This window comes from Pelomicrobium sp., from assembly GCF_036803785.1.
Classification (GTDB): Bacteria; Pseudomonadota; Gammaproteobacteria; order Burkholderiales; family UBA6910; genus Pelomicrobium.
Genome location: NZ_DAIRTR010000013.1, coordinates 1 through 23,499 on the forward strand (window position 1 = coordinate 1; position 23,499 = coordinate 23,499).

Genomic DNA, 23,499 nt, shown 5'->3' on the forward strand with positions numbered 1-23,499 from the left:
ATAAAACCGCGGCGTGCCGGGTATTTTTGGGGACGGCTGGAGCGCTGGCCAGCGGCAGGAATGAAGCCCGGGCTGCCGGCGAGCCCCTGGCCGACGCCGATGGAAAACGAGACGAGGAGGCATGGAACATGATCAAGAGCAAGCGCGCATTGTTGGCCGCTCTGGCGGCCACTCCCCTGCTGGGCGTGGTCCCAGCGAAGGCTGGAGGCTACGAGGGGGACTACAGTCAGAAGGTGGTCTACCACATCAACGACAGCGAAAATGCGATGGCGGCCCTGCGCAACGTGCGCAATCATCTGGACGCCGATCCCAAGTCCAAGATCGTGGTGGTGACCCACGGCAAGGGCATCGATTTCCTGCTGGAAGGGGCGGAGGACAAGAACAAGAACCCCTACCAGGTCACGGTGCAAACCCTTAAGGAGCGGGGCGTGGAGTTCAAGGTGTGCAACAACACCCTGGTCGCGCGTAAGATCGACAAGAGTAAGGTGATTCCGGAGGCCGACATCGTGCCCTCCGGGGTGGCCGAGATCGGGTTGCTGCAAGCGAAATACGGCTTCGTGTACTTGAAGCCCTAGCGCGGCGCTCGTTTCCGCGCACAGGCGGCGCAAGCCGCCTTTCTTTTTTGCGCGCTTCGGTGCCCGGCGGATCGGTTGGCGCGGGGGGCGCTCAGGGTAAGTCCCGGAGCGTCTCCTCTACGGTCTCACCGGGTTTCCAGGGCCGCCCGAGGCGCTGCTCGATGTACTCCCGAATCAGACGCCGCACGACCTGGGAAGGCGTCTGGTCTTCCTGGGCGCACAGGCGTTCGAAGACCGCCTTTTTGCGCGGATCGATGAGCACGGTCAGCCGAGCCGTCCGCTCTTCGGTTGGCATTGGCTACGGATCATATTTACATTCATGATGCGTAGCATGATAATAAGATTAACATATGTCAAGCCGGAAACGGCCGATACTGGCGCCACTTCCGGACGGAAAGCTGGAATCACTTGAAGATTCAAGGTGCTCCCGATGTTCGCTGAGGCCGAAGCGCCGCACGCGCTGGAAGCCTCATTGGCGGTCGTGGCGGGGTGGATTGCCATCGGCCTGCTCGGCTTGCTGCGCCCCCACAACGTGCGCTTCGTCGGGCACGTCCTGTTTCCCCTGGGCGCCGTGGGGGGCTTGTTGCTGTTCGCCGTGGGCTTGAGCACGATGCATGCCCCCGCTGCCCGGCTGGTGCTGCCCTTGGGTTTGCCCGACTTGCTATTCCACGTGCGGCAGGACCCATTGTCCTCTTTCTTTCTTTTGCTGGTGGGCGCTGCCGCCGCGGGCATTTCCCTCTTCTCTGCCGGTTACTTCCGCAGCGGCGCGGGCACCGCCCCCGGGCTGTTGTGCCTCTACTACCACGTGTTCCTTGCCGGCATGGCGCTCGTGATCCTGGCCGACGATGCCTACCTCTTCATGGTGGCCTGGGAGACGATGGCCCTCGCGTCCTACTTCCTGGTGATCTCCCAGCACCGCATGGCCGAGATTCGCCGCGCCGGTTTCCTCTATTTGTTGATTGCCCACGTGGGCGCGATCGCCATCCTGCTCGCCTTCGGCGTGCTGCAGGGCGGCGGCGGCGATTACACCTTTGCGGCCATGCGCGGCTCCACCCTTTCTCCTTTCTGGGCCTCCGTGGCGTTCCTGCTGGCCCTCGCCGGTTTCGGCGCCAAGGCGGGTGTCGTGCCGCTGCACGTATGGCTGCCCGAGGCCCATCCGGCGGCGCCCTCGCCGGTCTCGGCCATGATGAGCGGGGTGATGCTCAAGACCGCCATTTACGCGCTGCTGCGCGTCTGCTACGACCTACTCGGGATAAAGCTCTGGTGGTGGGGAGTGATTGCCCTCGCCCTCGGACTGCTGACCATGCTCTATGGCGTGCTGTTCGCCGCGGTGCAGACCGATATGAAGCGGTTGCTCGCCTACTCGTCCATCGAAAACATGGGGGCCATCGTCACGGGCGTGGGCCTATCGCTGGTGTTCCATGGTTATGGGCTGAGCCTGCTCGCCGCGCTGGCCTTGACTGCCGCCCTCTATCACTGCCTGAACCACGCGTTTTTCAAGAGCTTGTTGTTCCTTGCCACCGGCCACGTCCTGCACGCCACCGGCAGCCGCAACCTGGGCAAGCTGGGCGGGCTCATCCACCGCATGCCGTGGCTTGCAGGCTTCGCCCTGGTGGGGGTGCTGGCCATCGCCTCCCTGCCCCCTTTGAACGGGTTCGTTTCCGAATGGCTCCTGCTGCAGGCTTTTCTCTTCTCTCCAGGGCTTCCCAACACCTATCTTGTCATGCTGATCCCCTTGGCAGCCGCGGCGCTGGTCCTGTCGGCGGCCCTCGGCGGCTACGTGATGGTGAAGTTCTACGGCGTCATTTTCCTCGGCCAACCGCGGGAGGAGAAGCTCAAGGAGGCCCACGACGTGGGCCCGTGGGAGCTGGCCGGGCTCGCCTGGTTGGCCCTGCCGTGCGTGCTGCTCGGCGTCTTTCCGACGGTGGCCATTGTCGCCTTGAGCCCCGCCGTCGAGATCCTGGTCCCGGCGAGCCTGGTGCCGAGCGCGGCAGGCGGCGGCTGGTGGTTTCTCACTCCCGTTGCCCCAGAGCGGGCGAGCTACGCCCCGCTCCTGTTCCTGCTGGTCATTCTCCTCGCCGTGCTGCTCACGGTGTTCCTGGTCAAGCGCTTCTATCACGGGCGGCTGCGCCGGACGGCCCCCTGGGGCTGCGGCTTCCCTGGGCTCAACGCCCGCATGCAGGACACCGCCGAGGGCTTCGGCCAGCCGATCCGCCAGATCTTCGAAGCGTTTTTTCGCACCGAGCGCCATCTTCCCACGGGTTTCGATGAGCGTCCGGTGTATTACCTGAAGGTCGAGGACCGGTTGTGGTACTGGCTGTATGTGCCGGTCGCCCGAGCGGTGGAGCGCCTGTCGGCTTGGATCGGCGTGCTGCAGCACGGGCGCATCCATATTTACCTTCTCTACAGCTTCGGGACGTTGCTCCTCTTGCTGCTGTTCGTGCGCTGATGACGAGCTGGCTCGACACGCTGAGCGCCCTTGCTTCCCAGGTGATGCAGCTTGCGGTAGCGGTTGCCCTCGGGCCTCTGTACTTAGGGTGGGTCAACCAATGGCGGGCGTGGTTGCAAAACCGCAAGGCACCCCCCTTAGTCCAGCCCTACCGCACCATCGTCAAACTGTTCCACAAGGACGCGGTCATCGCTGCCGACGCCTCTCCTCTGTTCCGCTCGGCGCCCTACGTGGTGTTCGGCTGCATGCTGCTCGCCTTGGCCATCGTGCCGATCCTGGCGACCGATCTTCCGTTTGCGCCGGCAGCGGACGTGATCGCGCTGGTGGGCGTGTTCGCCCTCGCCCGCGTGTTCCTGGCCCTCGCCGCCATGGACACTGGCACGCCCTTCGGCAGTCTCGGGGCGCGCCGAGAAATGCTGGTCTCGTTCCTGGCCGAGCCGGCGCTCCTCATGGTTTTTTTCACCGCTTCCCTCATCTCCCAGTCGACCGGGCTCACCACCATCGTGGAGACGCTGGCGCACCGGGAGTTTGCCCTCTATCCGAGCCTTGCCTTCGCTGCGGTTGCCTTCATCATGGTGCTACTCGCGGAGAACGCCCGCATTCCCGTGGACAACCCGGCCACCCACCTGGAGCTCACCATGATCCATGAGGCCATGGTGCTCGAGTACTCAGCGCGGCACTTGGCGATGATCGAATGGGCTGCTTCCCTGAAGCTCATGGCCTATACCACCATCGGCATCGCGCTCTTCGTGCCGTGGGGCATTGCACCCGCCGGTCACTGGCTCCTGGTACCGGTGGCGCTGGTGGCGCTGGTGGCGAAGCTTGCCCTGGCGGGATTCGGCCTTGCCCTGATCGAAACCGTGTCGGCCAAGATGCGGGTGTTTCGCGTTCCCGAATACCTGGGGACCGCTTTTCTGCTGGCGGTGCTGGGTATGCTCACCTTCCTGCTGCTCGGAGCCTGAAGCCCATGCCGTCGCTTGCCACGCAACTCATTCACCTGCTGGCGGCACTGCTCCTGCTGATCGCCTTCGCCATGCTATCCCAGCGGCGGATCCTGTCGTTGATCCACCTATTCGCCACGCAGGGGGCGGTGCTCGCCTTGAGCACCCTGGTGGTGGCGGTGTCCACGGGACAAGCGCATCTTTACTGGTCGGCGCTCATCACTCTCGCCCTTAAGGTGCTGTTGCTGCCGTGGATCCTGCATCGGCTGATCCACCGGCTCAACGTCCAGTGGGACGTGGAGACCTTGATCAACATCCCCACCACTATGCTGGTGGGCATCGCGCTGGTCGTCTTCGCCTTCAACTTGGCGGTGCCCATCGCCCAGCTCGCCGGTACTATCACCCGGGGCACCCTTGGCATCGCCCTGGCATGCGTGCTGCTCGCTTTTTTGATGATGATCACCCGGCGCAAAGCGGTACCCCAGGTGATCGGCTTCCTCGCCATGGAAAATGGCCTGTTCTTTGCCGCCACCAGCGCCACCTACGGCATGCCCATGGTGGTGGAGCTGGGCATCGGCCTTGATATCCTGGTGGCGGTGCTGATCCTCGGCATCTTCTTCTTCCAGATCCGGGAGACCTTCGACAGCCTGGATCTGCGGCACATGGAGCGGCTGCGGGAGCGCTGAAAGATGGAGATCCTCGCCGTGCTCGTCATTCCCCTGGCTGCTGGCCTGCTGCTGGCGCTGGTGGGCCATCGCCCCTGGGCGGCGGAGGCGAACGCCACCGCCAGCCTGGCGACTTTTGCCGCCTGCCTCATCCTCGCCTTGCGGGTGCTGGAAAGCGGCCCTCGGTTCGCCTGGCAGGACGAGCTCTTCGTCGATCCCTTCAACGTGTTCCTGGTGGTACTCACCGCCTTCGTCGCCTTCACCACTTCCCTTTTCAGCCGACCCTACATGCGGGTGGAGGAGAGCCACGGCAAGCTCAACCCCGGGCGGCTGCGGCTCTACCACGCCATGTACCAGCTCTTCACTTTCACCATGTTGCTGGCGCTGCTGGCGAACAACATGGGCATTCTGTGGGTAGCGATGGAGGCAGCGACCCTCACCACTGTGCTGCTCGTGTCTCTCTATCGCACGCCGGCGAGCCTGGAGGCGGCGTGGAAGTATTTCATCCTGTGCGGCGTGGGCATCGCCCAGGCGCTGTTCGGCACCGTGCTCCTCTATTTCGCCGCGGAGCGGGTGATCGGTGGGCAGGGAGAGGCAACCCTTCTGTGGACCCATCTCGATGCCATGAAGGCAGGGTTCGAGCCCACCGTGCTCTCGCTGGCCTTCGTGTTTCTGCTGGTGGGCTACGGCACCAAGGTGGGCCTGGTGCCGGTGCATAATTGGCTGCCAGACGCCCACGCGGAGGGTCCCACGCCCATCTCCGCCGTCCTCTCGGGGCTGCTGCTCAACGTGGCCCTGTATGCCGTCGTGCGCTGCAAGGTGCTGGTGGACGGGGCGCTCGGGGACGGTTTCGCCGGCGCTCTCATGATGGGCTTCGGGCTGCTGTCGGTGGTGGTGGCGGCTGTTTTCCTGTCGCGCCAGAAAGACATCAAGCGCCTATTCGCTTATTCCTCCATCGAGCACATGGGCCTCATGACTTTCGCCTTTGGCATGGGCGGGCCAGTCGCCAACTTCGCGGGGCTGCTGCACATGAGCGTGCATTCCCTTACCAAGTCCGCCATTTTCTTCGCTGTCGGCCATGCGGCGCAGAAGGCGGGCACGCAAACCATGGACCAGATCCGGGGGCTCTTGCAGGTGAGCCCCACCGTGGGCTGGGGCTTGGCGATCGGTAGCCTCGCCATCGTGGGCCTTCCCCCCTTCGGCGTGTTCGCGAGCGAGTTTCTGATCCTCACCACCGCCATGCGGGAGCATCCCTGGGCGACGCCCTTCCTGTTGATGGGACTGGGAATCGCCTTCGCCTCGATCTTCGGCCGGGTGCAACCTATGGTGTTCGGCGAGACCACGGCCCAGCGGCTTCCCCACCCGCCGGCGATCGTGCCGGTGTTTGTGCACCTCGCCCTGGTATTGATGCTGGGGCTGTACATTCCGCCTTTTCTGGCTGCCTGGTATAGGGAAGCGGCAGCCATGATCGGCGGCCCAGGATGACGGAGCGTCGGAAGAGATGCCCTTCGCCGACTTGAACGCTTTGCCTCTCCCGGCCCCCTACCCGGGCTGGCATGCCCAGGTGGACGAGGGGCAGTGGGGCGAAGCCATGAAGCGCACCCGCGCTGCGGGCGGGCGCCTGCTCGCCCTGTGGGGATCGGACGAGCGGGCGTGCTCGGGCGGCTTCGCGGTGCATGCGGCTCTGCTCATCCCCGACGGCCTGCTGGTTCTCAGCCTGCCCCTGACACAGACGCCACCCCGCTACCCGGACGTGTCGCGCATCTTTCCCGCGGCCGGCCGCATGCAGCGGGCAGTGCACGACTTGCTGGGGATCGCTGCGGATGGCGCCTCAGACCGGCGTCCCTGGCTGAGACATGGCGCCTGGCCCGAGGGGGCATACCCCCTGCGCAAGGACTTTGCGCTCCACACCCGGTATGCCACCCAACCCGACGACTATCCTTTCGTGCGGGTAGAGGGGGACGGGGTACACGAGATTCCGGTGGGACCGGTGCACGCCGGCACCATTGAGCCGGGCCACTTCCGCTTCTCCGTGGTGGGCGAGAAGATCCTCAAGCTGGAAGAGCGGCTCGGCTACAAGCACAAGGCGATCGAAAAGCTGTTCGAGGGCAAGAGCGTGGAGGAAGGTGCACGGCTTGCCGCCCGGGTATCGGGGGACGCCACCGTCGCCTATGGCTGGGCCTATGCCATGGCGGTAGAATGCGCCGCCCGGGTGGAAGTCCCGGCTCGCGCGGCTTGGCTGCGGGGGCTCGCGCTGGAGCTGGAGCGCATCGCCAATCACCTGGGCGACCTGGGATATCTGGGCAACGATGTGGCGTTCGCCTTCGGTTTCTCCCAATTCTGGCGGCTCAAGGAAGACTTGCTGCGCCTAAACGCCGAGCTTTTCGGCCATCGTTATCTCATGGACATGGTGGTCCCGGGCGGAGTCGCCCGCGACCTGCCCCTCAAAGGCCCGGGAAAGCTCCTAGCCCTGTGCGAGCGGCTCGAGGCGGAGGTGGAAAGCCTGCGGTCGATCTACGACGAGCACCCAGGGATACAGGACCGCTACATCGCCTGCGGACGGGTGCCCCCTACCTTGGCCGAACAGCTGGGTCTCACGGGCTTCGCCGCCCGCGCGAGCGGGTTGGCCTGGGATCTGCGGGTACGCTTTCCCGTGCCGCCCTATGATCGTGTAGAGGTGCAGATGGCAACCCACCGCAACGGCGACGTCGCCGCGCGGGTGACGGTGCGTTTCGACGAAGTGCGGGAGTCCCTGCGGCTGGTGCGCCAATGGCTGGAAAACGTGCCCGGTGGACCGGTGCGGGTGCGCCTCGATTCCCTCCAGGCGGGTGCCTTCGGTGCGGGCTGGGTGGAGGGTTGGCGCGGGGAAGTGCTGGTGGTCCTGCACCTGGGTGAGGAGGGCCGCATCCATCGTTGCCATCCCCACGATCCCTCGTGGCAGAACTGGCCGGTGCTGGAGCATGCGGTGTTGGGTAACATCGTTCCCGATTTCCCCCTGATCAACAAAAGCTTCAACTTGAGCTACAGCGGGCATGACCTTTGAACCTCCGCAGCGACGGGGTGAGCCATGTATCGGATACTGAAAAAGATCGCCGCGACAGGCCTCCTTACCGAGCCTCCGCCGGAGCCGGACGAGCGTCTCTGGCTGGCCCGCCAAGCGCTCTCGGAGGCGGCTTGGGAGGTCGTAGGCCGCTCACTGGCCATCCGCCACGTGGACGCGGGCTCCTGCAACGGCTGTGAGCTGGAGATTCACGCTCTCAACAGCCCATATTACCTGCTGGAAGGACTGGGTATCCGCTTCGTGGCGAGCCCGCGGCATGCGGACCTGCTGCTGGTGACCGGTCCGGTATCGAAACACATGGAGCAGGCCCTCCAGCGTACGTATGAGGCCATGTCCGAGCCAAAGCGGGTCGTGGCGGTGGGGGACTGTGGCTGCACCGGCGGCCTCTTCGGCGAAAGCTACGCGAGCTGCGGACGGGTCGCCAACGTGATCCCGGTGGACGTGGCGGTGCCCGGCTGCCCACCCACGCCGGTAGCGCTGCTCCAGGGCCTGGTGACGGCGCTTGGCCGTCCCATGCCCCAAGGCGCTTTCCAAGCAAGAAGGGAGGAGCAGACTTGAGAACCCCAAGGACGGTTTTGACCCTCGCCGCGGCATTGGCCGCGCTCGCGGCCGGCGCCGTTTCGGCCGAGACGAAGACGCCGCGACAGGCTCAGGCCCTGGGACGCTACGAGCTGATGCTCATCAAGGACGCCGAGGGCAGAGACACGTTGGTACGCATGGACAAGGAGTCCGGTGCCACCTGGGTCATGCGCTACGGGGAATATCCGCCGTCGCCGAAAGGCCCGATCCACTACTGGATGAGCGTGCCCTGCGTGCGTGGGGACAGCCTCACCCGGTGTTGATCGCTTAGTTGCGGGTGTGCCCTACCCCTCGTAACCCAGCCCTAGCAGCAACGCCTGATCCGTGCGGCTGCGCCCCGGGGCGGGATCGCTTTCCCAGTCCAGATTGAGCTGGGGCAGTGGCGTTCAAGCCGCCCGCCAGCGGCCAGCGTAGGCCGGTCTTGTTGGTGCGCACCACGAGGGCGCCGACCTCTTCCAGGCTCGCGTTCCCATCCTGCGCGTGGAACAGGGTCATGGGGCCGCCCCAGGGCTCGTGTTCGAGGCGCACGAGCCAGCCCGCCGCCGGGTAGCTTTCGTCTTCCGCGGCGATGCGCTCCACGTTCACGTAATCCGGGCCGCCCTGGAGCGACAAACGGGTGGTCTCGGTCTCGAGCACCTGGTAGCCGTAGCCGCCGCCCAAGGTGGAGCGCAGCTCCAGATCCTTGAATTCGTCGTGCTCCAAGGTGGCGCGGGCGGACAGGAACTGGCGCGGGCGGAACAACCAGTCAAAGCTGGTGTGGCCACGCCAGTTGGACGCGGCGCTGCGGCCATCGTCTTTCTCCCGGTTGGCCTCGCCGCCCAGGAGGTAACGGGAGTGCTTGGCCCGCAGCGCCATCTCGGCTTCCCCGTTAAGCCGCTCCGTGTCCGTATTGCATTTCGTCTGGGCGGCGGCCAGCTGCACGCGCCCACTGAAGCTCGCGCCCCGTCCCGACTGCTCGGGGGAGGGGTTGATGTAGGCGATGCGCTCCAGGGGCACGTCCCGGGCGCGCGGGGCATCCTTCTCCTCGAGGGCGATGCGGGATGGATCCGCGGCGTCAAGCCGCGCCTTGAGGTAGGTCTCGTCGCTGAGCAGGGGCCCCACCGGCCGGTCGGTGGAAAGGCGCTCCACCTGGGACCACTGGAGCCGAATATCCCCGGCATACCCGGTGCGCAGCACCAGGATATCGTCCGCCTTGTAGAGCAGGGCACCGGTGAGCCGGTCTCCGTTTTTCATCCAAACCTCGTCCGCGCGCCGGAATGAACGCGACTTGGCAGGTGCAAGCCAAAAAACAAACGGATGCGCAATTTGCCCAAGAATGCATATTCCTCCTTGTGGTTGTGTGGGGTGGGATGAGCTGCGATCAGCCCGGGACCGGATCCCGAGCCCTGCGCGGGCGCCCTTTAATGACCTGGAGGGCGCTCAATGAAAATGGGGTAGCAAAACGCGGGGAAAGTTCAGGAAAGGACGATGACCAGGGCGACCACCAGGGCGATGGCGATGGCGAGGCCCACGACCAAGGCCTCCCGCGCAGGCGAGCTTTTCCGCCGGGCCTGCGCGGCCTGAGCCGGTGCCGCGCGCTTGCCGGAGGCCCTTTCCGCGGGAGGCGAACTCGGCCTGGACGGCGGCGCGGATCCGGTGGTGGGCGTGCTCGCGCGGGCGATCTTCTGGGTCTTAATGTACTCGTCGAACTGCTCCGTAGTGCCCGTGGCCGTCACCAGGCGTAGGGTGGCCTCGAAGGAGTCGAAGTGGGTGGAGATGCCCAGCGCCACCGGGGTCTCGGGCGGCGCGGCCGGCTCGGGCAGGGCGTCCATCTTGCGGCTTGCCGGGAAGTCGCCGCCCACGATGGCGCCGGTGCCGCCATCGGCCAGCCGGTGGGTCGAATGCTGGGGGAACGTCCGGGGATCGATGGAAATCCTGGGTTGGACCTGGGATTCCACGTGCTTGCGGCATTCGCGCAGGTCGGCGGCGAATTCCCGGGCGTCCTGGTACCGGGCCTCGGGCGACTTGGCGAGCGCCTTGGCCACGACGAAGTTCAGGATCTCGGGCACTTGCGCATTGAGCACGCTGGGGGCGCGGGGGCTTAAGTGGACGATCTGGTACATGATGGCGGTGATCTCGGCCCCGGTGAACGGGCGCTCTCCGGTCAGCATCTCGTAGAGCACGATGCCTAGGCTGAAGATGTCGGAGCGGTGATCGGCTCGCTTGCCCAGCACCTGCTCGGGAGAGAGGTAGCTCGGGGAGCCCAGCAACACGCCGGTCTGGGTGCGGATCTCGGAGGCGCGCATACGGGCGATGCCGAAATCCATGATCTTCACCAGCCCCGAGCGGGTGATCATGAGGTTGGCCGGCTTCACGTCCCGATGTACCACTTCGTGCTCATGGGCGTAGGCGAGCCCGTCGGCCACCTGGGCGGCGATGTCCAGGGCTTGGGCAACGGGTAAGGGCTTCTTCGCCGCGAGCAAGCTCCTGAGGTCCTGGCCCTCCAGCAGCTCCATGGCCATGTAGGTGGTGTCGCCGCTCTTGCCCACGTCGTAGATGGTGACGATGTTGGGATGGCTCAGCCGTCCGGCCGCCTTGGCCTCGTGGTAAAAGCGGGCCTCGTACTCCGCCTGTTCGGATGGGTCCAGGTACACGGGGATGGTCTTGATGGCAACGGTGCGCTGCAGGACCGGATCGACGGCCCGGTAGACGATCCCCATGGCGCCCTTGCCAAGCTCGCCCAGGATCTCGTAGCGACCGAGTTGCCGGAGCTCCACGGAGCCTTCCTCAGCGACCGGCCTTGACGCTGCGGAAGACCGGGCCCCAGATGGGATGTCCCGCCTCGGAGGGGGTCAATTCCAGGTCGGGATCAAGGGTCAGGGCGCGTACGAAATTATCCCGGCAGGCCCGTTCCCGGCCGGAGGCGCAATCGATGAAGGCGAGGTATTTATAGGCCTGGACCTGGTCGCTTTTCCAGTGAAGCCCCTTGGCGAGGCTTGCCTGAAATCTGCGGTAGGCTTCGGCGTGGTTTCCGTTCTCGTAGTGCTGAATGCCGGCGGACAAATCCGGCTCGCCCGGGCCGCGCCACAGGACCTGGACCTCCCGCTGGACCTCCTTCACGGGCTGGGTTTCGCAGCCCCCGAGGGCGAGCGCACCCAGCGCCACCCAAACCCATCCTCCTGCGCTCTTCATGGCCCTCCCTGGTCAGCGGAACTTGTGCTTGATTTTAACCCGCTCGCCAGATTCCACGTGGACCGTCTGCCGGTGGGGGGGTAGGTCCGAATTTCGCACTTCGATGGTGTGGGTGCCGGGGGTCACATCCAGCTTCTGCAGGGGAGGGCTCACTCCGGCGAGCTTTCCATCCACGTAGATTTCCCCCCAGGGGGCGATGGCGAACTCCAGGCGAGCGCTGAGGGGCGCGGCCGGTGCCCCGCCTGGCGATGGGGCCGGTGAGGAGGCAGCGGGCGCAGGTGCCGCCTGCTTGCGCTGGGCTTCTGGCGCGGGCGCCGTCGGAGCGGCTGGTGCCTTCGATGCCCCTTCGGGCGACACTGGGACCGGCTCGCCCAGGCGCAGCGCTTCGACCGGACGCTCCCTGGCAGGGCGCGGTGGCGGGCTTGGCGCGGGGACGGGCTCGGATACGGGAGCGGCGGAGAGGTCCGCCCCCGTCTTGGGAGGCGATGGAACGGGGAGGACGTTGCCTGATGGGGCGGGCGGACCTTCTCGGAGCACCAGCAGGATAAGGAGCACGGCTGTCCCTGCGAGGGGCGCGCCCAGAAGCGCCCACCGGCCCAAAGGATGAGTGCGCTGCTCCGAGGCAGAAGGCGTGGCAGGCTCCTCGGGGGCCTTCAGTGTCACCCGCTTGACGGTGGGCGCGTCTTCGTTTTCGGCCCCGGGCGGGCGCAGCGCATACACTTCGTGGGCCCGCACGTGGGCATCAGTGCGGGAGCCCAGGTAGTCGAAACCCCGGGCGTGGTCCTCGGATAAGCGGCACAACACCTCGTAATAGGCGCGCGAGACCAGCACCTGTCCAGCCTCGGCGAAGGCCATGATCCGCTGGGCCACGTTGAGGCCGTCGCCGACGATGTTGGGCTGACCGTTCACGTCCTTCACCAGCTTGACCGGGCCCAGGTTGATGCCACAGCGCACCTCCAGGACGGAACCGCCGGCCGGATCGGAGAGTTGGAGTAGTGCCCGAAGCGCTACCGCCACCGTCAGAGCGTCCTCGGGATTGCCGAAGAAGCTCACCGCGGCACCGCCTCCGGTCTCGAGGACGATGCGGTCCTGCGCCGGCACGGCCTTCAGCGCCTGCCCGAGCAGGGCGTTGAACCGTTCCTTGAGGCTCACCTGCTCCGCGACTGCTTTCTGGGCGTAGCTCGGGATCTCCAGGAATAGGACGCTGCAGATGAAGGTACGGCTCGCGGATGCCTGCACTCGGTGCTCCTGATGGGCGGCTGCCCGCGCGGGGGCCACAGGCCTATTTTATGCGCATGCCGGGGAGCGCTCCGTCGTCTGGGGAAAGGAGAAAGATGCTCTCGCCGTCACCGGCGGCGAGCACCATTCCTTCGGAGACGCCGAACTTCATCTTGCGCGGGGTGAGGTTCGCTACCATCACGGTGAGCCGGCCCTGGAGGGCCTCCGGCGTATAGGCCGACTTGATTCCAGCGAACACCGTGCGCCGTTCCCCTCCCAGGTCCAGGGTGAGCTTGAGGAGCTTGTCTGCTCCCGGCACCGCCTCGGCTGCCACGATGCGGGCCACCCGCAGGTCCACCCGATGGAAATCGTCGATGCTGATCTGGGGGGTCGTCTGGCCATGGGGCACAGCGCCCTCGCTTGTCATCGATTCCCGGTTGGCCTCAATCAGGGCATTGATCCGCCGGGGGTCAATACGGGTCATGAGATGTTCGTAGGCGTTGATTTTGTGCCCCTCGGGCAGAAGCTCCGCTGCATCGGCCCACTGGAGGGGGGCAATCGCCAGGAAGTTTTCCACCCGTTGGGCCAGATGGGGCAGCACGGGCTTGAGGTAGAGGGTGAGGAGTCGGAACAGGTTGATCGCCTCGCAGCACACGCGGTGCAACGCCGCGCTCGCCTCGACTCTGCGGGCGAGCTCCCAGGGTTTTTCCTGATCCACGAACTGGTTTGCCCGGTCCGCGAGCTGCATGATTTCCCGCACCGCCTTGCCGTACTCCCTCGCCTCGTAAAGCGCCGCGATGGCGGGGGCCGCCGCCTGAACCTCGGTGAGCAGTGCGCTCGTGCTTCTCATCATGCGGCCGTCGAAGCGCTTGTGGATGAAGCCGGCTGTGCGGCTCGCGATGTTCACGTACTTGCCTACCAGGTCCGAGTTGACCCGGGCGGTGAAGTCCTCCAGGGAAAGATCGATGTCCTCCATGGTGGGGCCCAGTTTGGCCGCATAGTAGTAGCGCAGCCATTCGGGGTTGAGCCCCTGGGCGAGATAGCTAGCAGCGGTGATGAAGGTGCCGCGGGACTTGGACATCTTCTCCCCGTTCACCGTGAGAAAGCCGTGGGCGTAGATCTTCGATGGCGTGCGGTAGCCGGAATGTTTGAGCATGGCCGGCCAGAACAGGGCATGGAAGTACAGGATATCCTTGCCGATGAAATGAATGAGCTCCGTGGCCTCATCGGAGCGCAGGAACGCGTCTACGTCGATGGTCTCGCCCTGGCCGCGGCGTTTGTCCGCCAGGTTCTTGAAACTGGCGAAGTAGCCGACCGGAGCGTCGAGCCACACGTAGAAGAATTTCTGGTTGCCGGTGCCGGGAATGGGGAAGCCGAAATAGGGGGGGTCGCGGGAGATGTCCCAGTCCTGGAGCCCTGCCGCGAACCACTCCTGGAGCTTATTGACCGCCTCCGGCTGCAGCCGCCCAGAGCGCGTCCACGCCTCCAGGAACGCCCGGCAGCGGGGATCCGAGAGGCGGAAGAAGAAGTGTTCCGACGACCTGCGCACCGGGGCAGCGCCAGAAATCACCGAATAGGGGTTCTTGAGCTCCGTGGGGGCATAGGTGGCACCGCACGCTTCGCAGGCGTCCCCATACTGGTCCTTGGCCCCGCAGCGGGGACACTCGCCCTTGACGTAGCGGTCGGGCAGGAACATCTGCTTGACCGGGTCGTAGTACTGCTCCACCGAGCGACGGGCGATCAGGCCAGCCTCGTCCAGGCGGCGGAAGATTTCTTCGCAAAGTTCCCGGTTCTCTGGGGAGTTGGTCTCGTAATAGTTGTCGAACTGGATGTGAAAGCCGGCAAAGTCCCGTTGGTGCTCTTCCAGCATGCGGCCGATCAGGGCCTCAGGGGAGATTCCCTCCTTCTGCGCCCGCAGCATGATGGGGGTGCCGTGCTGATCGTCGGCGCACACGTAATAGCACTCGTGGCCTTGCATTTTCTGGAAACGCACCCAGATGTCAGTTTGGATGTATTCCACCAAATGGCCCAGGTGGATGGCCCCGTTCGCGTAGGGCAAGGCGGAAGTGACCAGGAGGCGGCGTTTGGGCATGGAATCGACAAGATCTTGAAAAATCGAATTCTAACAAAGTCCTGAGTTCGACGAGCGGAAGGCAGGCTGATTTCGTTACAATTAAAATTTTCGCGGCATCGGCCGGAGGAGGCTTACGTGGCGATCACCGAGCAGCAGGTTCAGGAGGCGCTCAAAGCGCTGATTGACCCCAATACCCACAAGGATTTCGTGACGAGCAAGGCCGTCAAGGGCGTCAAGGTGGAGGGGGACCGGGTGTCGGTGGACATCGTTCTTGGCTACCCCGCCAAAAGCGTTCTCGACTCCATCCGCCATATGGTGGCGGAGCGGCTGAGAAGCCTGCCGGGTGTCGGCACAGTTCAAGTGGGCGTCACTTACAAGATCGTTGCCCACGCGGTGCAACGAGGAGTGAAGCTGGTGCCGGGCGTTCGCAACATCATAGCGGTCGCCTCCGGCAAAGGCGGGGTGGGCAAATCTACCACCGCCGTCAACCTGGCCCTGGCCCTTGCCGCCGAGGGGGCCAAGGTGGGGGTGCTGGACGCGGACATTTATGGGCCCTCTCAGCCCATGATGTTGGGCATCCGGGGGCGCCCCGAGTCGCGAGACGGCAAGAGCCTCGAGCCGATGGAGGGCCACGGGCTACAGGCCATGTCCATCGGTTTCCTGATCGATCTGGACACTCCCATGGTGTGGCGGGGACCCATGGTCACTCAGGCCCTGGAGCAATTGCTCAACGAGACCCGCTGGCGCGACTTGGATTACTTGGTAGTGGATCTCCCGCCGGGAACCGGCGATATCCAGCTCACCTTGGCCCAGCGGGTGCCGGTGACCGGCGCCGTTATCGTGACCACGCCCCAGGACATCGCCCTGATCGATGCCCGTAAGGGGCTCAAGATGTTCGAGAAGGTGGGCATTCCCATCCTGGGCGTGGTGGAGAACATGAGCATCCATATCTGTTCCAGATGCGGGCACGAGGAACCCATCTTCGGCGAGGGTGGAGCCCAGCGCATGTGCCAGGACTACGGAGTCGAACTCTTGGGGGCGCTGCCTTTGGACATTCGCATCCGCGAACAGGCTGATTCCGGCAAGCCCTCGGTGGTGGCGGATCCCGAAGGACGCATTGCCGAGATCTATAAGGCGATCGCGCGCCGTGTGGCAGTGAAGATCGCCGAGCTCGCCCAGGACCATTCCGCGGCGTTCCCCAAGATCGTGATCCAGAACACGTAGATTCACCGCCGAGGCGCGGGCGAGCGCGGTTTTTCAAGAGCAAGGGCGTTAGGTTAGAAGTGCGACCGGGCAATGACCGTTTTTCTTGCGATGGCTTTGCATTGCCCTTCGGGTTGAACGTTCCTTTTACGCGCCCCAGGGGTTGAGGGCAGCCCATGAGCATCAAGTCCGACAAGTGGATCCGCCGCATGGCGCTCGAATACGGCATGATCGAGCCCTTCGAGCCCAACCAGATCAAGGAAATAGGCGGGCGCAAGGTGGTCTCTTACGGGACCTCCAGCTACGGCTACGACATCCGTTGCTCGGACGAATTCAAGATCTTCACCAACATCAACACGACCATCGTCGATCCGAAGAACTTCGATTCCAAGTCCTTCGTCGACTTCAAGGGCGAGGTGTGCATCATCCCTCCCAACTCCTTCGCCCTGGCGCGCACGGTGGAATACTTTCGCATCCCGCGCAATGTGCTCACCATCTGCCTTGGCAAGTCGACGTACGCCCGCTGCGGCATCATCGTCAACGTAACGCCGTTCGAGCCGGAGTGGGAGGGGTACGTGACGCTGGAGTTTTCCAACACGACGCCGCTACCGGCCAAGATCTACGCCAACGAAGGCGTCGCCCAGGTGGTGTTCTTCGAAGCGGACGAGGCGTGCGACGTCTCCTATAAGGATCGGGGCGGCAAATACCAGGGACAGAAAGGTGTCACACCCCCCAAGATCTGAGCAGACGGCGCTCTGTTTGGCCGCATTGGACGGCTAACGGATTGAGAAGGCGCCTCTTTTTGCAGGCGGGTGCCCGCGCACAAATAACACTTGATTCCGCGGCCCCGCTTTTTATAATGCGCATTTTTTGGATCCAAGCCCTTGAAAATTCAAGCGTGCCAAGGCGGCCGGCGTGACGGGCAAGAGAAGCATCCCCGTGCCATGAAACGGGTGAACATGCACACGCCGGCAAGCCAGGTGCCTTGAGGAGACCTTGATGCCCCGCGCCGCCGTCCAAGCCAACGAACCCATCTTCGACACCCACCCGGAAGTCAGCCTCGACTTCCGGCACGTTAGACGAGTCCTGGAGCGCGGCTACGAAAAGCCGTTCCTCCTGATCGATCCCGAGATCATTCGCCTGAAGACCCGCCGTTTTGCCCGGGCGATGCCGCGAGTAAAGCCCTACTATGCGGTCAAGGCCAACCCGGATCCGCGGGTGATCCAGGTGCTCAAGGAAGAAGGGACCGGGTTCGAGATCGCCTCGGTCGCTGAGCTTGATCTCTTGCTCGGCCTTGGAGTGGCGGCGCGCGAAGTGCTCTACAGCAATCCGATGAAGTCTCGCGCCTACATCCAGTACGCGGTGAGCAGGGGAGTGGAGTGGTTTGTGGTGGACAGCGTGGAGGAAGTGGCCAAGGTGGTGGCCATCAAGCCGGACGCCAAGCTCTATCTACGCATCGACACGCCCAACATCGGCGCCGACTGGCCCCTGGCCGGCAAGTTTGGTGCCCACCTGGTGGATGTGCCCGAGATCGTGGCGACCGCGGCCCGGCTCAAGGCCGACGTGGCGGGGGTTACCTTCCATGTGGGCTCCCAGTGCCGCAACCCACAGAACTGGCGCGTGGCGATCGAGCGCTCCCGCACGGTGTTCGAGCAGCTCCTTGGGGCCGGCATGCGGCCGCGCATGCTCAACATCGGCGGCGGCTTCCCGGTGCGCTACGTCAAGCCCATCCCCTCGATTGAGGTGATTGGCGAGGTGGTCAATGAGGCGCTGGAGGCGTTTCCAGCGGACGTAGAAGTGGTGGCCGAGCCTGGACGCTACTTGGTCTCCGATGCTGCTTATTTCGTCTGCCGGGTGGTGGGGACCGCTACCCGTGCCGGCCGCCGTTGGATGTATTGGGATGCAGGCCTGTTCGGCGGGATGATCGAGACCTCCGAAGGCCTGCGCTACCAGATCCTCACTGACCGCACCGGCCCGCTGGTGCCGTGGTGCGTGGCCGGCCCCACTTGCGATTCGGTGGACATCGTCCTGCAGGAGGAAATGCTCCCCGAGGACGTGCAGGAGGGGGATTTCATCTACATTCCTAACGCAGGTGCCTATACCACTGCTTACGCCAGCACGTTTAACGGCTTTCCCCTGCCGGAGGTCATCGTGCTGTGAGCGAGGGCGCGATCAGCGCACTCGCTCGTATACCACGAAATGATATTCCAGGTCTGCGGCCCGGCGCCGGTCGCGACTCACCTCCCGCCAGGCGCTGCGGTCGTACGGGGGAAAGTACACATCGCCTTCGAAGTCCTGCAGGAGCTCGGTAACGTACATCCGGTCGGCCCGGCCGATGAGCTCCCGAAAGAGCTCGGCGCCGCCGATCACGAAAATCTCGTCCTTGCACTCGCATGCGGCAAGCGCCTGCTCCACCGAATGGACCACCCACGCGCCGGGAACGGTGTAGTCCGGCTGGCGCGTGACGATCACGTTTTGCCGACCGGGCAAGAGCCTGCCGATGGACTCGTAGGTCTTGCGTCCCATCACTATGCAGTGGCCCATGGTGAGGGCCTTGAAATACTTGAGGTCATCCGGCAGGCGCCAGGGCAACGCGTTGCCGGCACCGATGACCCCGTTGCGCGCCATGGCGACCACCAGGGCGATGCGCCGACCCGTCATACGGCGATTGGCGCCGGGATCGCCGGGTGGTAGCGGTAGTTCACGAATTCGAAGTCTTCAAAAGCGTAATCGAAAATGGACGGTGGCTTGCGCAGGATCCGAAGCGTCGGCAGGGGATAGGGCTCCCGGGCGAGCTGGGTGCGCGCTTGCTCCAAGTGGTTGAGGTACAGATGCACGTCGCCTCCGGTCCAGACAAATTCCCCTACCTCTAGGCCGCACTGCTGGGCGACCATGTGGGTGAGGAGGGAGTAGCTAGCGATGTTAAACGGCAGCCCCAGGAACACATCGCAGCTTCTCTGGTAGAGCTGGCAGGAAAGGCGACCTTCGGCCACGTAGAACTGGAATAGGGCGTGGCACGGCGTAAGGGCCATCTTGTCCAAGTCCGCCACGTTCCAGGCGGAGACGATGAGCCGGCGCGAGTGGGGGTTATCTTTGATTTCCTTCACCACCCGGCTGATCTGATCGATGTGCCGGCCGTCGGGGGCTGGCCAAGAGCGCCACTGGTAGCCGTAGATGGGGCCCAGATCGCCGTTCTCGTCCGCCCATTCGTCCCAGATCGTCACCCCTCGCTCCTGAAGGTAGCGGACGTTGGTGTCTCCCCTGAGGAACCAAAGCAGCTCGTGGATCACCGACTTCAGATGAATCCGCTTGGTGGTGACCAGCGGGAAGCCCCGGCCCAGGTCGAAGCGCATCTGGTGGCCGAAGATGGACAAGGTGCCCACGCCGGTGCGGTCCGGCTTGCGCGTTCCCTGCTCCAGAACGTGCCGCATCAGGTCGAGATATTGGCGCATAGGCGTCGGGCCGATAAAACAAGCCAGGTTTGAGACGGTGCCGGGGCTCGCGCAGGCTCCGCCCCGGGCGCCATTATAATTCGATCGACCGGGCTCCGGTCCCCGAATCCACGGGCGTCGCAGGCATGCCATGATCAACGCCAAACCTCGAGTTGAAATCCGCTACTGCACCCAGTGCCGTTGGCTATTGCGGGCGGCCTGGCTTGCCCAGGAGCTTCTCACCACCTTCGAGGCGGAATTGGGGGAAGTGGCGCTGATCCCGGGAAGTGGAGGCATTTTCGAAGTGCGGGTGGACGGAGAGCTGCTTTGGTCCCGCAAGGACGAGGGCCGTTTTCCGGAAGCGAAGGAGCTCAAGCAGCGGTTGCGAGACCGGGTGGCCCCCGGCAAGGACCTGGGCCACGCGGATCGCTAGCTTGGACCGTGGCGAAGGACGCTCGCCGGAACGGACCCTCTCGATGACGGACGTGCTTCCAGTTGACTGGAGGCGCGCTCTTGCATGCTTGGCCCACCGGTGCCGTCCGAACTCCCTGCCCAGGTGGCACAACGGTTGCGTCCTCCGAGCTTGGCCTGGTACAGGGCCTGGTCGGCCCACTGGATCAGCAGGATGGGGGTAGTAGAGCCGTCGGGAACGAGGGCGGTAGCGCCGAAGCTCATCGTGATCACGGGATAAGCGCGGGAGCGCGCATGGGGAATGGCCAGGGCTTCCACCCGCTCGCGTGCTGCATTGCACACCTTTTCGACGCCGGCCATATCGGTGTCCGGCAGGATCAGGGCGAACTCCTCGCCGCCGTAGCGAGCCACCAGGTCGGTGGCTCGCCGGCAGGCGCTCGAGAGGGCCGCAGCGATGCGCTGCAGGCAGGCATCCCCCGCCTGGTGGCCGTAGTGGTCGTTGTAGGCCTTGAAGTCGTCCACGTCGCCCAGTACCAGCCCCAAGGGGCTGCGGTGGCGCCGCGCCCGGGCGAACTCCTGCGCTAGCCGTTCGTCGAAATGATGCCGGTTGGCCACACCGGTGAGCCCGTCCTGGCGGGCGAGCTGGGCGAGCTCCCGATTGGCGGCGGCGAGACGCTCACTCAGCTCGACCGTCTGGCGCTGCATGTCGTGGATGCGCTGCAGCGCCCGAATCTTGGCTCCCAGCACCACCGGGCTCACCGGCTTCACCAGATAGTCGTCGCCACCGGCCAGGATACCCTTCTCCAGATCCGCGTCCGTTTCCCGCGCGCTCAGAAAGATGATGGGTATCCACCGGTTGCCCTGGATCTCACGCATTTGCCGCACCGCCGTGAACCCGTCGAGGCGGGGCATCTGTACGTCCAGCAGGACCAGGTCCACCGGCTCCTGTCGCAAACGCTCGAGCGCCTGGGCGCCATCCGAGGCCTCCATCACGACATGCCCCATGGTGGCAAGCATCCGGGTGAGGGCGGCCCGCGCCGTGCGCGAGTCATCCACCAGCAGGATATTCACGGCATCCTCCCTTGGATTGTCATCACGAAGCCCGCACGGGTTGCCGGGTGTCTCGTGGCGCCGGTTCTCTGTCCGGTGTGGGCTGCCGCGGCCTTGCGCACTGGCGCAGCCGGCCGCGGTCAAGACCTATGTTAAACTTGCCCCCTTGTTTTTGCGAGCCTTTCCATGTCTGGCAACACTTTCGGCAAGCTCTTTCGCGTCACCTCCTTTGGCGAGTCCCACGGCCCGGCCATCGGCTGCGTGGTGGACGGCTGCCCGCCGGGCCTTGAGCTTTCCGAGACAGATCTCCAGGCGGAACTCAACCGCCGCCGCCCCGGGACCTCCCGCCATGTCTCCCAGCGGCGGGAACCGGACAAGGTGGAGATCCTCTCCGGTGTGTTCGAGGGACGGACCACGGGCACGCCCATCGGGCTGCTGATCCGCAACGAGGACGCTCGCAGCCGGGACTACAGCAAGATCATGGACGTATTTCGCCCCGGACATGCCGACTACACCTATTGGCAGAAGTACGGTATCCGGGACTACCGCGGGGGCGGTCGGGCCTCGGCCCGGGAGACAGCGGTGCGGGTCGCGGCCGGCGCCATTGCCAAAAAATGGCTAGGTAGCCGTTATGGCATCGTCATTCGCGGCTACCTGGCCCAGCTCGGCCCCATCCGCGTGCCATTCAAGTCCTGGGACGCAGTGAATGACAATCCTTTCTTCGCAGCGGATCCGGACGCGGTGCCACAGCTCGAGGCGTTCATGGACCAGCTGCGCAAGTCGGGTGATTCCGTGGGCGCCCGCATCAACGTGGTGGCCGAGGGTGTCCCGGTGGGCTGGGGCGAGCCTGTGTACGATCGCCTGGACGCCGCCATCGCCCATGCCATGATGAGCATCAACGCGGTCAAGGCGGTGGAGATCGGAGCCGGGTTTGCCGCGGTCGAGCAGCGGGGTACCGAGCACTCGGACGAGATAACCCCCGAAGGCTTTCTCAGCAATAATGCAGGCGGCATATTAGGGGGAATCTCAACAGGCCAGGACATCCTGGTGTCCATCGGCATCAAGCCCACCTCCAGCATCCGGCTGCCGCGGCGCTCCATCGACAAGGAAGGTAGACCCGTGATCGTCGAGACCACCGGTCGCCACGACCCCTGTGTGGGCATCCGGGCTACACCCATCGCCGAGGCGATGCTCGCTCTGGTGCTCATCGACCATGCCTTGCGCCATCGGGCGCAGAACGCGGACGTGCGTTGCGCGACGCCCCGGGTACCTGGCCGGATCACTGCAGTGCCGCCGCGCAAAGCACCGGCGGAGCGCCGGGATGATCCGGAACCCGACGAGGCGTGAGCCGCGGCTTCCGTTCCGGGCCGCGGACTAGCCCCCAGCCCGGACAGCAACGTCTGCCGTACGTTTCTTCACTGTGAAGCAGGTTTTTTCGCTCTGGGGGTTTCGCTCCGCCCACGGGCCCCCCGCGCCTGATTCCATGCCCGACCGTCCTTTCCCGTACGGCCCCCTCGCCAGCTTCTATTTTTTCTACTTCGCCTTCGTCGGCGCATTCGCCCCCTACTGGAGCCTGTACTTGCGCTCCCTCGGGTACGTGGCGGCCGAGATCGGGTTGCTCATGGCCTTGCCCCAGGTGATGCGCATGCTCGCCCCCGCGGCGTGGGGCTGGCTTGCCGACGCCACCGGCCGTCGGGTCGAGATCCTGCGCTTGGCGGCCCTCGCCGCCCTTCTGAGTTACGCGGGTGTTTTCTTCGGCGCGAGCTTTGCCTGGATGTGGCTGGTGATGGCGGCCATGAGCTTTTTCTGGAGCGCATCGCTGCCCCTGGTGGAAGCGATCACCCTGTCCCACCTGGGCCCCCACGCCGCCCGCTACGGACGCATCCGCTGGTGGGGTTCCCTCGGTTTCATCCTGGCCGTGGTGGGCATCGGCCACCTGCTGGATGGTGCCCCCATCTTTTGGTTGCTCTGGATCCTGCTCGCCCTCAAGTTGGCGGTGGCGGCTTCGGCGGTCCAGGTGCCGGATGCCCCACTGCGCCGGAGGCTGGAAGAGGCAACACCCCTATGGCGGATCGTACGGCGCCCCGAAGTGGGAGCGCTCCTCGCCGCCTGCTTCTTCATGGCCGTGGCCCACGGGCCCTACTATGTTTTCTTTTCCATTTACCTGGTGGACGTGGGTTACACCAAGGGCCAGGTGGGGTGGCTATGGGCCTTGGGTGTGATCTGCGAGATCGGGGTGTTCTTCCTCATGCCGCGAGTGGCCTCCCGCTACAGCGGTCGCGCCATCTTGCTGGTGAGCTTCGGCTGCGCTGTGCTGCGCTTCACGCTGGTCGCTGCCTTCCCCGCTGTGCCGCTCTTGATGCTGCTCGCCCAGTCCCTGCACGCGGCCACCTTTGGCGCGTACCACGCCGCAGCGGTGGCGGCGTTCCACCGCCTGTTCCAGGGGAGCCACACGGCCAAGGGCCAGGCACTCTATACCAGCGTCAGTTTCGGCGCGGGCGGCAGCCTCGGCAGCCTTTTGAGCGGCTACCTCTGGGAAGCGGCGGGACCGGGCATCACCTTCACGGCAAGCGCCGCCGCCGCAGCGCTGGGAGGACTCCTGATCGCTTGGCGCTTTCCCGCCGAGCGCTAGTGCGCTCCCTGGAGGCGGCCTCCTGGGGAAGAGCCTGGG

At 65.0% G+C, this 23,499-nt stretch carries 23 protein-coding genes; 14 read left to right on the plus strand and 9 right to left on the minus strand.

Going from position 1 to position 23,499, the window contains the following annotated elements:
* Positions 1-128 precede the first annotated feature (128 nt).
* A complete protein-coding gene (locus tag V7Q81_RS02770; protein WP_333840204.1) occupies positions 129-575 on the plus strand; it encodes a DsrE family protein in 447 nt (148 codons plus the stop codon).
* A 91-nt stretch (positions 576-666) separates the two neighbouring features.
* On the opposite strand, the gene V7Q81_RS02775 is transcribed toward V7Q81_RS02770, so the two are convergent.
* On the minus strand, positions 667-870 hold the full coding sequence (locus V7Q81_RS02775; RefSeq protein ID WP_333840159.1) for a ribbon-helix-helix protein, CopG family: 204 nt from the start codon (positions 868-870) through the stop codon (positions 667-669).
* A 135-nt stretch (positions 871-1,005) separates the two neighbouring features.
* Between V7Q81_RS02775 and hyfB the strand changes: the two genes are divergently transcribed.
* The 7 genes from hyfB to V7Q81_RS02810 are packed head-to-tail and all read left to right on the plus strand — an operon-like array spanning position 1,006 to position 8,533.
* Entirely contained in the window at positions 1,006-3,024 is a 2,019-nt protein-coding gene (hyfB, locus tag V7Q81_RS02780) for a hydrogenase 4 subunit B (protein WP_333840161.1), read from the plus strand.
* Positions 3,024-3,986 (plus strand): respiratory chain complex I subunit 1 family protein, encoded by a 963-nt coding sequence (locus V7Q81_RS02785; RefSeq protein WP_333840163.1) that lies wholly within the window; start codon positions 3,024-3,026, stop codon positions 3,984-3,986. The genes hyfB and V7Q81_RS02785 overlap by 1 nt, the downstream gene beginning before the upstream one ends.
* A gap of 5 nt (positions 3,987-3,991) precedes the next feature.
* The gene (locus V7Q81_RS02790; RefSeq protein ID WP_333840165.1) at positions 3,992-4,651 is read left to right on the plus strand and encodes a formate hydrogenlyase; all 660 of its coding nucleotides are present in this window, start codon (positions 3,992-3,994) and stop codon (positions 4,649-4,651) included.
* 3 nt (positions 4,652-4,654) lie between these two features.
* A complete protein-coding gene (locus V7Q81_RS02795) occupies positions 4,655-6,115 on the plus strand; it encodes a hydrogenase 4 subunit F (RefSeq protein ID WP_333840167.1) in 1,461 nt (486 codons plus the stop codon).
* 16 nt (positions 6,116-6,131) lie between these two features.
* Entirely contained in the window at positions 6,132-7,673 is a 1,542-nt protein-coding gene (locus V7Q81_RS02800) for a hydrogenase large subunit (RefSeq protein ID WP_333840169.1), read from the plus strand.
* A gap of 24 nt (positions 7,674-7,697) precedes the next feature.
* Complete coding sequence (locus tag V7Q81_RS02805) at positions 7,698-8,249, plus strand: NADH-quinone oxidoreductase subunit B family protein (RefSeq protein WP_333840171.1); 552 nt, start codon at positions 7,698-7,700, stop codon at positions 8,247-8,249.
* Entirely contained in the window at positions 8,246-8,533 is a 288-nt protein-coding gene (locus V7Q81_RS02810) for a hypothetical protein (RefSeq protein ID WP_333840172.1), read from the plus strand. The genes V7Q81_RS02805 and V7Q81_RS02810 overlap by 4 nt, the downstream gene beginning before the upstream one ends.
* Positions 8,534-8,537: 4 nt before the next feature.
* Here the strand turns inward: V7Q81_RS02810 and V7Q81_RS02815 are convergent, their stop codons facing one another.
* The 5 genes from V7Q81_RS02815 to metG all read right to left on the minus strand — a co-directional run bounded on the left by V7Q81_RS02815 (position 8,538) and on the right by metG (position 14,751).
* Positions 8,538-9,503 (minus strand): DUF481 domain-containing protein, encoded by a 966-nt coding sequence (locus V7Q81_RS02815; protein ID WP_333840173.1) that lies wholly within the window; start codon positions 9,501-9,503, stop codon positions 8,538-8,540.
* A 221-nt stretch (positions 9,504-9,724) separates the two neighbouring features.
* A complete protein-coding gene (locus V7Q81_RS02820; RefSeq protein ID WP_333840175.1) occupies positions 9,725-11,026 on the minus strand; it encodes a serine/threonine-protein kinase in 1,302 nt (433 codons plus the stop codon).
* Positions 11,027-11,036: 10 nt separating this feature from the next.
* Positions 11,037-11,441 (minus strand): TssQ family T6SS-associated lipoprotein, encoded by a 405-nt coding sequence (locus V7Q81_RS02825; protein WP_333840176.1) that lies wholly within the window; start codon positions 11,439-11,441, stop codon positions 11,037-11,039.
* Between the two features lie 12 nt (positions 11,442-11,453).
* Positions 11,454-12,680 (minus strand): PEGA domain-containing protein, encoded by a 1,227-nt coding sequence (locus V7Q81_RS02830; RefSeq protein WP_333840178.1) that lies wholly within the window; start codon positions 12,678-12,680, stop codon positions 11,454-11,456.
* Positions 12,681-12,723: 43 nt separating this feature from the next.
* Positions 12,724-14,751 (minus strand): methionine--tRNA ligase, encoded by a 2,028-nt coding sequence (gene metG, locus V7Q81_RS02835; RefSeq protein WP_333840180.1) that lies wholly within the window; start codon positions 14,749-14,751, stop codon positions 12,724-12,726.
* Between the two features lie 117 nt (positions 14,752-14,868).
* Between metG and apbC the strand changes: the two genes are divergently transcribed.
* The 3 genes from apbC (at position 14,869) to V7Q81_RS02850 (ending at position 18,096) form a co-directional block, all read left to right on the plus strand.
* Positions 14,869-15,957, plus strand: coding sequence for an iron-sulfur cluster carrier protein ApbC (gene apbC / locus V7Q81_RS02840; protein WP_333840182.1), 1,089 nt, complete (start codon positions 14,869-14,871; stop codon positions 15,955-15,957).
* A gap of 155 nt (positions 15,958-16,112) precedes the next feature.
* Positions 16,113-16,679 (plus strand): dCTP deaminase, encoded by a 567-nt coding sequence (dcd, locus tag V7Q81_RS02845; protein WP_333840184.1) that lies wholly within the window; start codon positions 16,113-16,115, stop codon positions 16,677-16,679.
* A 256-nt stretch (positions 16,680-16,935) separates the two neighbouring features.
* Positions 16,936-18,096 carry a type III PLP-dependent enzyme gene (locus V7Q81_RS02850; protein ID WP_333840186.1) on the plus strand — a complete coding sequence of 387 codons (1,161 nt, stop codon included), beginning with the start codon at positions 16,936-16,938 and terminating at the stop codon, positions 18,094-18,096.
* Positions 18,097-18,108: 12 nt separating this feature from the next.
* Here the strand turns inward: V7Q81_RS02850 and V7Q81_RS02855 are convergent, their stop codons facing one another.
* Both V7Q81_RS02855 and thyA read right to left on the minus strand, forming a co-directional pair.
* The gene (locus tag V7Q81_RS02855; protein WP_333840187.1) at positions 18,109-18,597 is read right to left on the minus strand and encodes a dihydrofolate reductase; all 489 of its coding nucleotides are present in this window, start codon (positions 18,595-18,597) and stop codon (positions 18,109-18,111) included.
* Positions 18,594-19,388 carry a thymidylate synthase gene (gene thyA / locus V7Q81_RS02860; RefSeq protein ID WP_333840188.1) on the minus strand — a complete coding sequence of 265 codons (795 nt, stop codon included), beginning with the start codon at positions 19,386-19,388 and terminating at the stop codon, positions 18,594-18,596. The genes V7Q81_RS02855 and thyA overlap by 4 nt, the downstream gene beginning before the upstream one ends.
* Positions 19,389-19,518: 130 nt before the next feature.
* Between thyA and V7Q81_RS02865 the strand changes: the two genes are divergently transcribed.
* The gene (locus V7Q81_RS02865) at positions 19,519-19,800 is read left to right on the plus strand and encodes a SelT/SelW/SelH family protein (protein ID WP_333840189.1); all 282 of its coding nucleotides are present in this window, start codon (positions 19,519-19,521) and stop codon (positions 19,798-19,800) included.
* On the opposite strand, the gene V7Q81_RS02870 is transcribed toward V7Q81_RS02865, so the two are convergent.
* A complete protein-coding gene (locus V7Q81_RS02870) occupies positions 19,797-20,849 on the minus strand; it encodes a GGDEF domain-containing response regulator (RefSeq protein ID WP_333840190.1) in 1,053 nt (350 codons plus the stop codon). The genes V7Q81_RS02865 and V7Q81_RS02870 overlap by 4 nt on opposite strands.
* A 165-nt stretch (positions 20,850-21,014) precedes the next feature.
* Here V7Q81_RS02870 and aroC point away from each other — a divergent pair, with 165 nt between their 5' ends.
* Together aroC and V7Q81_RS02880 are read left to right on the plus strand one after the other, a co-directional pair.
* Complete coding sequence (aroC, locus tag V7Q81_RS02875) at positions 21,015-22,175, plus strand: chorismate synthase (RefSeq protein WP_333840191.1); 1,161 nt, start codon at positions 21,015-21,017, stop codon at positions 22,173-22,175.
* Between the two features lie 136 nt (positions 22,176-22,311).
* A complete protein-coding gene (locus tag V7Q81_RS02880) occupies positions 22,312-23,460 on the plus strand; it encodes an MFS transporter (RefSeq protein WP_333840192.1) in 1,149 nt (382 codons plus the stop codon).
* The last annotated feature ends 39 nt before the right edge of the window (positions 23,461-23,499 follow it).